Annotated in this window: 9 protein-coding genes; all 9 read right to left on the bottom strand. The window is 29.6% G+C overall.

The features are described 5' to 3' along the window. Window positions 1-3 precede the first annotated feature (3 nt). The 9 genes from BR69_RS0114810 to BR69_RS0114770 all read right to left on the bottom strand — a co-directional run bounded on the left by BR69_RS0114810 (window position 4) and on the right by BR69_RS0114770 (window position 12,198). Window positions 4-1,203, bottom strand: coding sequence for a M16 family metallopeptidase (locus tag BR69_RS0114810; protein WP_027633873.1), 1,200 nt, complete (start codon window positions 1,201-1,203; stop codon window positions 4-6). Between the two features lie 317 nt (window positions 1,204-1,520). Further along, on the bottom strand, window positions 1,521-2,243 hold the full coding sequence (locus tag BR69_RS0114805; protein WP_027633872.1) for a hypothetical protein: 723 nt from the start codon (window positions 2,241-2,243) through the stop codon (window positions 1,521-1,523). Between the two features lie 14 nt (window positions 2,244-2,257). Next, on the bottom strand, window positions 2,258-2,953 hold the full coding sequence (locus tag BR69_RS0114800) for an ABC transporter ATP-binding protein (RefSeq protein WP_027633871.1): 696 nt from the start codon (window positions 2,951-2,953) through the stop codon (window positions 2,258-2,260). Window positions 2,954-2,964: 11 nt separating this feature from the next. After that, window positions 2,965-3,321, bottom strand: coding sequence for a GntR family transcriptional regulator (locus BR69_RS0114795; protein ID WP_027633870.1), 357 nt, complete (start codon window positions 3,319-3,321; stop codon window positions 2,965-2,967). A gap of 197 nt (window positions 3,322-3,518) precedes the next feature. Continuing rightward, window positions 3,519-4,058 carry a DJ-1 family glyoxalase III gene (locus tag BR69_RS0114790; RefSeq protein WP_027633869.1) on the bottom strand — a complete coding sequence of 180 codons (540 nt, stop codon included), beginning with the start codon at window positions 4,056-4,058 and terminating at the stop codon, window positions 3,519-3,521. Window positions 4,059-4,277: 219 nt separating this feature from the next. Then, window positions 4,278-7,178: a DNA topoisomerase IV subunit A gene (locus BR69_RS0114785; protein ID WP_027633868.1), complete on the bottom strand. Its 2,901-nt coding sequence runs from the start codon at window positions 7,176-7,178 to the stop codon at window positions 4,278-4,280. A gap of 79 nt (window positions 7,179-7,257) precedes the next feature. Beyond that, entirely contained in the window at window positions 7,258-9,210 is a 1,953-nt protein-coding gene (locus BR69_RS0114780) for a DNA gyrase/topoisomerase IV subunit B (RefSeq protein ID WP_027633867.1), read from the bottom strand. A gap of 256 nt (window positions 9,211-9,466) precedes the next feature. Then, complete coding sequence (gene mnmH / locus BR69_RS0114775; RefSeq protein ID WP_027633866.1) at window positions 9,467-10,522, bottom strand: tRNA 2-selenouridine(34) synthase MnmH; 1,056 nt, start codon at window positions 10,520-10,522, stop codon at window positions 9,467-9,469. Between the two features lie 284 nt (window positions 10,523-10,806). Further along, a complete protein-coding gene (locus BR69_RS0114770; RefSeq protein ID WP_027633865.1) occupies window positions 10,807-12,198 on the bottom strand; it encodes a glycosyltransferase family 2 protein in 1,392 nt (463 codons plus the stop codon). Window positions 12,199-12,240 lie beyond the last annotated feature (42 nt).

Raw genomic sequence — 12,240 nt, 5'->3', positions numbered from 1 at the left:
TTACTACTTAAATATTTGTAATGCTCCTTTTTTAAAAACTTTCTCCACTACTTCTAATATAAATTCCTCATTAACTTCCTTTATTATTTCTTTCTTATGGATATCAGTATTAAACATTATATCATTAGTACAAAGTCTTAGTGCCCTTCTTATAGAACTTTCTTCATTAACAGCAAATTTCATTAAAAGCCTCTTCTTATATACCTCTAAATCTTCTATGGTTGTTATGTAGTCCTTAATATTTAAAATTATATTATCTATAATGTCTTTCATTATATCTATTTTATCCTTAGAAGAACTTCCATATATAGTGAAAAGTCTAATTCCTTTTTCATATTTTATATTTGATTTTATTTCATATGCTAAGCCTTCCTTAGTTCTTATATTAGAAAAAAGAATAGAGCTTACCCCTTCTCCAAAAAACATATTAAATATATATAAAGCCTCTATCTCTTTTTCATTAAGATTTCCTATGTCAAAGCCATATAAAATCTTACTTCCTTTTAATCCCTCTATAGACTTTTTATAAACTCCTTCCTTTATATTTTCCTTAAAGTCTAAAGCCTTTAATTTTTTCCCCACTGATATATCCTTAAAGTTTCTAGAAACTAGTTCTTTAATTTCTTCTATTCCTTTTGATGTAACAAAAGATATCACCATATTTTCTCCTATATAGTGCTTATTATAAAAGTCTTTTACTTCCTCTAAGGTTATATTTTTCAACTCTTCCTCTCGTCCAATTATTATATCTTTAATTCTTCTTTTATTAAAAGAATTATACAAAAGCTCATCTTCAATATATTGTTCTAAATCCTCTTTCCACTCCATAGCCTCTTGGATTATTATATGTTTTTCTTCTTTAAATCCTTCTTCCTTAAAGGAAGGTTTAGTAACTATGCTGCCATATAAGGAAAAAGCCTCATTTAAATCCTCTGAAAGGCATGTGCCGTAATATACCAAATAAGGATAATTAGTCATAGCATTATTAAATCCAAAAACTTTATCTAGTCTATTATTTATCTCATCTTCATTTAATATGTCTGTCCCCTTAAAAACCATATGCTCCACAAAATGAGCGCATCCTTTTGTGTATCCTTCTTCTCTTAACGCCCCAGCATCTAAACCTATAGAAAAAGATGTTAAATCTCCCCTTCTATATTCATATATTATCTTAACTCCATTATTTAAAGTTATAGTTTCCATTTTAATTACTCCTTTAACCCCTATCTAATGATTTAATATTTACATAAAATCTTATAGTTCACTAGACTAATTATAATATCATATATTATATTAAAGCAAATATATCTAACATTATAAAAACTATGAAATCATAATGATTCCATAGTTTTTATAATGTTAGACTTTTATTATTTTAACGGTAACTTAATTAAATTATTATAAATATTTTTAATATAACTTACCTATTCCCACTTAGGGATTCTAAAATTTATAATTCTAAATCCCCTCCTTATATTATCCTTCTTCTAATACTATAGTGTATTTTTTTCTTCTATTGACTAAATTATATCTAATTTTTTATCTAAGATCTTAGAAGAAAAATATATAAGTCCTCCAATTATAATAATAGTTAATCCTATATATACAAGATTTAAACTAGAATTCATAATATCTCCTACACTATAAAAAACTTTAGTGGAATCATTATAAGAAACCTTATAGATATAATCTTCAAACCATATATTGCATAAATGGTTTAACTTCCCGAGTCCTAATGTAATTATAAGATTTCCAATTATAGAAGAAAGTACTACAACAAGTCCATTATTAGTTATAGATCCTACTAAAGTAATTAAACTTATTATTATAAAATAAATAGTTGATAACTTTAACATATTGCCAAAATTCTCATAAATGAATCTTAATAGACCACTACTTAATTCATTATTGCCTAAAGAACTTATAGCCAATATAAAAACTCCTGATAATATTATGAAGGTATTTGCTGCAAAAAACTCAACTACCTTACTTACGAAAAAACTTTTTCCTTTTATAGGTGCCATAAAAAGCATTCTCCCTCTTTCAGTAGATAGTTGAAAAGAAAAAAGCATTATTTGCATAATAAAATTTACAAACATTACTATGGATAAAAAACTAGTAATTACTTTGATATTAATATCTTCACTTAAATTAGTACCTATAGTAAAGGCTATAATCCCTAAAGCTTCTGCTATATAAACCCATTTATATTCCTTTAAGCTGTACTTTAATATTTTAAGCATATAATAACTCCCTCCTACCTAAAAATATCCTTATATAATTCTTCAATAGATTTATTATTACTTATCCTTAAATCTTCTGCACTTCCAGTCTTAACTATTATTCCATCCCTTATAAAAGCTACCTCATCAAAAATTCTCTCCAGCTCATTTACTAAATGAGTGGTTATTATCATAGAAGATCCTTCATTTAAATTATCTATAATATTATCTATAATAATTTCACGGGCTACAGGATCCACTCCTGCTATAGGCTCATCTAATATATAAATCCTTGAATCTCTTGCTAATGTTAGGGCTAAAGATAATTTTTCTATGGTCCCCTTAGATAAGCTTTTTATCTTATCTTTTTTATCTATATTCATTTTTTCTATGATAGCTTCTGCCTTACCATAGTTAAAATCCTCAAAAAAATCTTTATAGAATTCCATAGCATCTATTACCTTCATCCAAGGTGAAAATATATTTTTATCCTGCATAAAAGATATTGATCTTTTACTTTCTATTGATAATATTTCCTCATCTATAAGAATCTTTCCTGAACTAGGTTTTAAAAATCCACCTAATATATTTAAAAGAGTAGTCTTTCCACTTCCATTTGGCCCAAGAATCCCTAAAACTTTTCCTTTATCAAGCTTCAAGTTTATTCCTTTTAACACTTCTTTTCTTCCATAACTCTTCTTAAGGTTATCTATGCACAATAAATCATTCACTTTAATCCCTCCTAATACCTCTCACTTATAATATTTATTACCTCATCTTTAGTAAATCCTAACTCCCTTAATTCTTTTATAAAATTGTCTAAAATCTCTGTGCTTATTTCTTTTCTTATTTTATTTATATTTTTAAAATCCCCATTAACAAATTTACCAAGTCCTCTTTGAGTATATACAAGGTTTTCATTCTCAAGTTCCGTGTAAACCCTTTGTATAGTATTAGGATTCACCTTAAGTTCTCTTGCTAAATCCCTTACTGATGGCAATTTTTCCCCCTCCTCAAATTCTCCTGATACAATCTTTCTTTTTATATAATTAACTATCTGAAAATATATAGGTTCCTTTGAATTAAACTGAAAATCCATTTATGTTTATTCACCACCTTTGTATTGCTGTATTAATTAAATAGTACACTAGTGTATTATATTTTGTAAAGAATATTTTTGTTACAACTTTCGACTAATCTATAGAAGTAATTTCCACCTACAAATTTTTATATAATAAAAAACCAGCAATTATAATTAAATTGCTGGTTCTCTTATTATTAAAGACTTATGTAAACTTAAAACATCATAGCCTTACTTATCTCTTCAGTATTTTTATTTCCTAAAGTCTTCAATATTAAATATGCAAACTCAAAAGCTGCTGCTGGTCCTTTTCCTGTTATTATATTGTGAGATTTTACAACTAAATCCTCTTTTTTATTTCCATCCTTAACATGGACTTCAAATCCAGGATAACAAGTAAAATCTACATTTTCCATTATTCCTGCATACCCAAGAACCATAGGAGCTGCACAAATAGCACAAACTAACTTTTTATCACTATAATATCTTTGTACAAGCTCTACAACCCTAGTATTATTTTTTAAGTTCTCAGCTCCTGGCATTCCTCCTGGAAGAACTATTGCATCATATAGGTTTTCTTCTACAGAGTCTAAAGTTTTATCTGCAATAACTTCAATACCATGAGCTCCATTAACCTTATTCCCACCTATACTTACCATATGACAATTAACATTTCCACGTCTTAAAATATCTACCACTGTTAATGCTTCAATCTCTTCAAACCCATTAGCAAGAAGTACCATTACCTTTTTCATAACCATCACTCCTTCTTATATGATAAATATTAAATTAACTTCTTATGTTAGTTAACTTATATCATAAAAATTATTAATCTTTATACCTTAGAAGTCAAGTTAACACTTCTTCTTTATTTTAAGATTTAACAAACATAATAACTTAAAATACTTAATCCTACATAATTTTATGATTAAATAAAAGGTACCTACTAAAAAGTACTTTATTATCCCTATAGATTAAGATAACTTAATCTTAGAAACCCTATCCTCTATTTTCATAGGAACTATTGTATTACCACGTCCAGCCCTATTTTGAACCTTTATAGAAGAAATATCTACATGTTTTTCTATACCGTTCTCTGTATTTATAGTAAGACCTATATCTTTAGAGGTCACTGCTATTTCATTATCCTCAGAACTTATTACATATCCAAAGATAGCTTCATCCTCATCCTTTAGACTTATACCTATAACACCTTGGGCGTTCCTACTCATATCATTTATAGAATCTACTGGGAACTTTATACCCATACCATCCTTACTTATAATTAAAGCTGTTCCTTCATTGATATTACCTAAATTTGCCCCTATTACATAGTCATTTTCTTTAAGCTTGTGATAACTTTGGCCACTTATCTCTCCTTGAAGCTCTGTAACTCCCATTTTCTTTATATATCCACCTGCTGTAAATGTATATAATCCTAAGTCTTCTGAATAGTCATTAATACTTATAACTGAAACTACTGAATCCTCTTCTGACATATCGTCTACTAAATCTCTTATATTAATTTTAACATCCCTTAGATTTTGAACCATAAATCCTGGAATCTTATATACCTTACCTTCTTTTGTAAATATTAATATATCTTTAAAGGAATTCACCCTAGCTTTATTAAAAGCATCTGCTCTTCCTCTATCATAAATTTTAATATCTCCTTTTGTGTTTATTCCAAAAGTAAATTCTGCCATAGGATATTCTACAACTACTTCAGTTTCTACTATATAATCTTCACCATTTAAGGTAAACATATAAATACCTATGTTATTTCTAGGAGAAGCAGACAATTCTGGCTCTGAAACTGTAAAGTCAAGTCCTTTAAAGGTTTTAATTCTTAAGCACTTCTCTTCTTCTTCTAACTCCCTAAGATAAACCTCTACAAGATTTTCCCCTTCCTTTAGCTTTAAGGCTGAAAGTTTGCTATAAGAAGATAAGAAATTGTCTAAAGAAGTCTTCTTTATTCCTCCCTTTGAGTTTATAAATACAAGAACCTTGCTACTGGAAAATATATTAAAGGAGAAGGCGGAAATTATAGATTCCTCATTTAAATCAAGACCTCTTATTAATTCATCTAATCTTTCTCCTTTTTCCTTCCACTTATACTCTGGTATCATATTACCTTTTAATTGATACATATTTCCCTTATTAGTAAATACCACAAAGGTATCCTTTGTGTTAGAAGGTATTAAATACTTCCCAAAGTCACCTTCCCTATAATCAATATCTTTTAAATCTAAATTTAGCCTATTGTAATATTTAAGACCTACCCTCTTTATAAAACCATCATTAGATAGGGTAATCATTGTATCCTCAACTACTATTAGCTCTTCTAAATCTATTTTAGCTTCACTTTCATCCTCTATTATTTTACTACGTCTAGAATCACCATACTCTTCTTTTACTCTAAGTAACTCATCTTTTATAACCTTTAAAAGTTCTTTCTCACTACTTAATATTTTCTTTAATCCTTTTATTATCTTTTCAAGTTCCTTATATTCTTTCTCAAATACTTTTATTTCAAGACCTGTAAGTCTATATAACATAAGTTCAAGGATTGCATCTGCCTGAAGTTCTGTAAAAGAAAACTCTTTTATAAGATTCTCTCTTGCATCTTTTTTAGACTTTGATCCTCTTATTATCTTAATTACCTCATCTAAAACTTCTATAGCTTTTATAAACCCTTCAACTATATGGAATCTTTTTTCAGCAATTTCAAGCTCTCTTTCACTTCTTCTTGTAATAACTTCTTTTTGGTGATTTACATAGTGAGTTAATATAGTTTTAAGCCCCATAGTCTCAGGTTTACCCTCAGCAAGTGCAACCATATTAAAGCTTATATTACACTGAAGATCTGTCTTTTTAAAGAGATATTTTAACACCTTATCTGCCATATCCTCATCTACTGCTTTTTTAAATTCAATAACAGCTCTAATACCTTCTCTATCTGATTCATCCCTTATGTCTGTAATTGACTCTAAAGCTTTAGCATGTCTTTTATCCCCAGTCATTTCTGAAATAGTTTGAAGAAGTCTTGCTTTATTCTTTCTGTAAGGGAATTCTGTAATTACAATTCCTAGCCTTCCATTTTCAAGTTTTTCAATGGAAGTCTTAGCTCTTAAAGTAACCCTTCCTTCTCCTGTTTCATAAGCAGCCCTTAAGGAGTCACTGCCTATAAGTATTCCACCTGTTGGAAGATCAGGCCCCTTTACATACTCCATAAGATCTTTAGTTGTTATATCCTTATTATCTATGTATGCAAGAGTTCCATCTATAACCTCCCCTAAATTATGTGGTGGTATATTTGTAGCAAGACCAACTGCTATTCCAAAGGTACCATTAACTAAGAGATTAGGGTACCTAGCTGGTAGTACCTTTGGTTCCTCCTCAGTATTAGAGTAGTTTGGTACCATATCTACTACATTCTTATCTATATCCTTTAGCAGTTCTAAAGCTATATTTGTAAGCCTGGCTTCTGTATAACGCATAGCTGCAGCACTGTCCCCATCTATTGATCCCCAGTTACCATGTCCATCAATAAGTGGAGCCCTTGTTGAAAAATTCTGCGCCATAATTACCATAGAATCGTATACAGATGCATCTCCATGGGGATGAAACTTACCTAGAATATCTCCTACTATTCTAGCAGATTTAAAATAAGGCTTATCTGGAAAAGCCTTTAAAAGATAAGCCCCATAAAGTATTCTTCTATGAACAGGTTTTAATCCATCACGTACATCTGGAAGAGCTCTCTCCTTAGCCACCTCTATGGCATAAGGAAGATAATTCTCTGGCATTACTTCTTCCATTGGCACTTCTATAATATTATTATCTTTTGGGATAATAGTGTCTTTTTTTGCCATAACATCTACTCCATTTCTATGTTAAACTAGATATTTATTCAAGTTCCCTAAAACATATAAGGAGCTTTAAGCTTATAGCCTAAAACTCACCATACTTATACATGTAATTTTTTCTTGGTTCCACAATATCCCCCATAAGAAGAGATACCATCTTTTCTGCCTTTGAAACATCCTCTATAGTAACTTTATGAAGAGTTCTTGTTTCAGGATTTAGGGTAGTCTCCCAAAGCTGATCTGGATTCATCTCCCCAAGACCTTTATATCTTTGGATTATAAATCCCTTTCCGATTTTCTTCTTTGCATCTTCTAACTCTTCATTACTGTAAGCATATACTATATTTTCACGTCCCCCTTTATCCTTTTTATAAACCTTATATAAAGGAGGCATAGCTATATATAAATGACCATTATTTATTAAAGGTCTCATATACCTATAAATATATGTAATCCATAAAGTTCTTATATGATATCCATCTACATCAGCATCTGACATAATAATTATTTTATCATACTTTAAATCTTCTTCCTTATAATTATCAAGAGTTCCAGTACCAATAGCAGTATTAAAAATCTTTAACTCTTCAGACGCTAGTACATTCTCAAGTTTTTGTTTCTCTGTATTCATGATTTTACCCTTTGAAGGCATTATACTTTGAAATCTTCTATCTCTTGCCTGCTTTGCAGAACCTCCCGCTGAGTCTCCCTCAACTACAATAAATTCATTTACGTTTTTATCCTTTAATGTACAAACCGCTATTTTTCCTGCTAAAGGTGCCGTTCCTTTACCTATCTTCTTCTTTTCTGCTTCGTTTATTTTCTTTATTTTTTCTCTTCTTGCAGCCGCATCTTGAGCATTATTTATAATAAGTGTTGCTGTCTCCTTATTATCCTCTATCCACTCGCAAAGCTTAGTATAGGTAATCTCATTCATCATTGTATAAGCTTCATTATTACCTAGCTTTGTTTTTGTTTGCCCTTCAAACATGGGATTAGATATCTTTATCCTTACAATAGAAGTAATACCTTCTCTAAGGTCATCACCTTCAAATTCTTTTTCCTTTTCCTTTATAAGATTAAGCTTTTTTGCCCATTCTTTAAATGCTCTAGTCATACCAGTCTTAAATCCCGTTTCATGGGTTCCAGCCTCTGTAGTTGGTATATTATTAACATAGCTTGCTATATACTCTGTAGTTGAATCTGTAAACTGAATACAGACCTCTCCATACATAGATAATTCCCCTATAACCTTTTCTCCTTCAAAAATTATTGGATTACTATGAAGAGGAGACTTACTTTCATTTAAATATTCTATAAAATCTAAAAGCCCTCTTTCAGAAAAATACTCTTTTTTAACCGCTTCTTCTTTTCTTCTATCTATAAGTTCAAGCCTTATACCTTTATTTTGAAAAGCAAGTTCTTGAAGTCTTTCATCAATAACATCAAATTTAAAATCTATGGTAGAAAACACATCTTTATCTGCCATAAAACTTATCTTACTTCCAGTTTCTTTAGTCTTTCCTATTATCTCTAGTTTACTTGTAGGAGTTCCCGGCATATCTCTTTTAAGTTCTTTGTCATAGGCATATTCAAAGGTCTGTCTGTATATATTTCCATTTTGATAAACTTCAACCTCTAACCATTTTGATAGTGCATTAACAACAGCTGCTCCAACGCCATGAAGTCCACCAGAAGTTTTATAATTTTTATTATTAAACTTTCCTCCTGTATGGAGTTCTGTAAATACCATCTCAACTCCTGATTTTTTCTTTATAGGATGGAGTCCCGTAGGAATTCCTCTACCATTATCCATAATAGTTACACTTTTATCATCATTTAGTATAATTGTGGCTTTATCTCCATATCCATTAGATATTTCATCTATGGCATTGTCTAATATCTCCCATATGCAATGATGTAATCCCTTACTACCAGTAGATCCTATATACATTCCTGGTCTAATTCTAACTGGCTCTAATTTTTCTAAGGAAGTAAGATCTGTTACATCATAAGATTGTACATTCTTGTCTACCATATTAATCCTCCAATCTTACTCTAAATATATTTATCCCATAACTTTATATTTTAATAACTTTACGTAAACTTAACTCTTATATATGGTAACTTCTATTGTTAATTTTAAGCATTTCTTTGTTTATAAGTAAAAAGGAAATATAGAGATTCTACCTTAATTCTTAACTTTTCTTGCTTTAAGTTAATTTATACACTACCTAAAGCAGTATAAATCAAATATCCTTTTAATGAATAGGTTAATAATTTATATTTACACCCTATAATTCATCATGCTTATTTATAATATTATCTTTATACCAATGAATTAATTTATGTATCCCATCTTCTACATCCTCTATATATATACTGTTATTAAAATCATGTTTTTTCATAGAATTTAAATACATAGGATCATAATAATTTTTCATAAGCTCTATACATACTTCATAGTATTTTTCTTCATTAACTAGTTCACTATAAGCCTCTCTTTTCTTTTTCCCCATATACTTTTCCATTCTATTTAAGGAGGAGAGTATTTCTTCCTTGGCATTCTCCCCTTTTGTATACTCTTTAACTAAAAGCTTAGCCCTATTTTCCATATTTCCTTCTACATAAATATGATATCCCTCAGTCATAGTATCAAAAATATAGGATGGAATAATTATATTACCTATTCTTTTGCTTTCTCCCTCAATAAAAACATAATTTGTTTTTCTATTTTTAAGCTGTTCATATACAATAGATTCAAACATTTTTTGACTTCTACATCTTCCTAATCCTACACTTCCAAGAAGAGATCCTCTATGATTAGCTGCATACTCAAGGTCCACCACATCATATCCTTCTTCTTTTATCTTATTTAGGATTTCAGTTTTTCCACATCCTGTGGTTCCATGAACTACAATATACTTAACCTCTTCGTGAATTTTTGGAAGTTCTTTATTTATAAATTCTCTATAGCCCTTGTATCCTCCTTTTATTCTGTAAGAACTTATACTTAAGGCATTCATAAGAGAAGTAATGCTTGCACTTCTCATTCCCCCTCTTGCACAGAAAAACACTAAATTCTTGTGATCTTTATAAATCTCTGTAATTCTTTCATATATATGAGGTAATTTTTTCGAAACTGCTTCTATACCCATTTTCTTTGCTTTTTCTATACTTTCATTTATATATACTGTTCCTATCTTCTCTCTCTCTTCATCTGTAAAAAGAGGGATATTTATTGCTCCTGGAATTGTATTTTCATTAAACTCTTTTTCACTTCTAACATCTATTAACGCATAATCTTTTAAAGTTTTCTCTAAGTCCTTATATTCAATTAGTTTAAACATAACTTGCACCAAACCTTTTGTTTATTTTCATATATAGTTAACTACTCTTTGGTAAACTATTTTATATTAATTTAAATTTTTATCCCTAATATTCTAGGATTATTTCATTATATAAAATAATCCTTCTAAACCTTACATTACAACATAATAGTATAATGTGATACTATTATGTTGTCAAACTTACGTTCTTATTTTTTATATTATATTTTATGTTTTATTATGTATTTTTACTTAATTCCTAAAACTACCCATAGGATTAAAAAAATAACCAGTGAAATCACTGGTTATACATCATATATTCCTATTTGCCTTACGTGCTTTGTATGGCTCCATTCCTTTTTATCCTTATCTATTATACCTTGTATTGTTATAGGTATCCAAGTTAAAGTATAGATTCCATATAATAAGTACCACATAAATTGTTTAAAAGCAAGCTTCCCAAGAGCTACATATGTTACTCCTAAGAAAAATGCCATAAATACTCCTTGAGCTGCCACTGCAACTATAAGGTCTGGATTATCACCTACTATATGACTCATAACAAATACATTTCCTGAATATAAAGCAAGTAGTGTAAAAAGTTTTCTTGATAATTTGCCTTCAACAACCATTACAAATGGTGTTAAAAGAAATTGGAATATAGAAAATCCCTTCCAAATATAAATTGGGAATAGATAGTTAATTGCAAATATGTTAAGTCCACTCTCTGTAAAGTTCTGTGCCATAGTTAGTAGTAATGATACTCCTAGTAATAAAACTACAAAAGGTTGTATTACATATAAGGCGCAGTCAAAAGCTACTATGTTTCTTTCCTTTATTCCCTTTTTAATAAGTTTTAAAAAGAATCTAGAGGCAACATCTGAGAATCCCTGCATCCATCTTTTTCTTTGCTTCCAGGATTCTTTTAATTTTAAAGGTTTCTCATCATACACTATAGCATCATGAGCCCAACCTACCTTTTCTCCATTCATGACTAACTTACATGTAAATTCTAAGTCTTCTGTAAGGCAAGTAGCTCCCCATCCTAGTTTCTTTAATACCTTAGTATTTATAACAAATCCAGTTCCACCTATTTGATTAGATAGTCCTAGGTTCTTTCTAGCTAACTGGAATAATCTATTAGATGCCCAAAAGGATATTGAATATGCCTGAGTTATCCATGAATCATTTGGATTTTTACTATCTAAATACCCTTGAACCACATTGTATCCTTCACACATATGATTATTCATTTCATTAAGAAAGTTCTTAGATACAAGATTATCAGCATCAAATACTGCTACTGCATCATACTTTTTATTCATCTTAAATATCTTAGCAAACATCCATTCAAGGGCATAACCTTTTCCTCTTTTATCCTTGTTTACTCTTTCAAAAACTTTAGCGCCATGTTCTCTTGCTATGTTTGCTGTTTTATCAGTACAATTATCAGCTATAACAAATATATCATATAGATGTTTTGGATAATCTAAATCAATAAGACTTTCAACTATCTTACCAATAACAACCTCTTCATTATGTGCCGCAACAATAAGGGCAAAAGAATTTTTAGCTTCATGCTTCCTCTTTTCTTTTTTCCTATGCAATCCAAATAAGGATAGTATTAAATAATAGGAAGTTAATAAAAAGACAGAAATCTGAAACACCGCTGTTAACGTGAATATATAATTTCCCATAATATCCTCCTAAAGAAACTATTTCTTTATTAAGTTTTTTAT

Origin of the sequence: Clostridium hydrogeniformans DSM 21757 (assembly GCF_000686705.1) — a bacterium.
Classification (GTDB): domain Bacteria; phylum Bacillota; class Clostridia; order Clostridiales; family Clostridiaceae; genus Clostridium_Z; species Clostridium_Z hydrogeniformans.
This window is presented reverse-complemented; position numbering and strand designations above follow the sequence as displayed.

Excerpts from the sequence above, each read along its gene's own strand:
- BR69_RS0114810 (WP_027633873.1), bottom strand. The coding sequence starts at position 1,203 with ATGGAAACTATAACTTTAAATAATGGAGTTAAGATAATATATGAATAT.
- BR69_RS0114805 (WP_027633872.1), bottom strand. The coding sequence starts at position 2,243 with ATGCTTAAAATATTAAAGTACAGCTTAAAGGAATATAAATGGGTTTAT.
- BR69_RS0114795 (WP_027633870.1), bottom strand. The coding sequence starts at position 3,321 with ATGGATTTTCAGTTTAATTCAAAGGAACCTATATATTTTCAGATAGTT.
- BR69_RS0114790 (WP_027633869.1), bottom strand. The coding sequence starts at position 4,058 with ATGAAAAAGGTAATGGTACTTCTTGCTAATGGGTTTGAAGAGATTGAA.
- BR69_RS0114785 (WP_027633868.1), bottom strand. The coding sequence starts at position 7,178 with ATGGCAAAAAAAGACACTATTATCCCAAAAGATAATAATATTATAGAA.
- BR69_RS0114780 (WP_027633867.1), bottom strand. The coding sequence starts at position 9,210 with ATGGTAGACAAGAATGTACAATCTTATGATGTAACAGATCTTACTTCC.
- mnmH (WP_027633866.1), bottom strand. The coding sequence starts at position 10,522 with ATGTTTAAACTAATTGAATATAAGGACTTAGAGAAAACTTTAAAAGAT.
- BR69_RS0114770 (WP_027633865.1), bottom strand. The coding sequence starts at position 12,198 with ATGGGAAATTATATATTCACGTTAACAGCGGTGTTTCAGATTTCTGTC.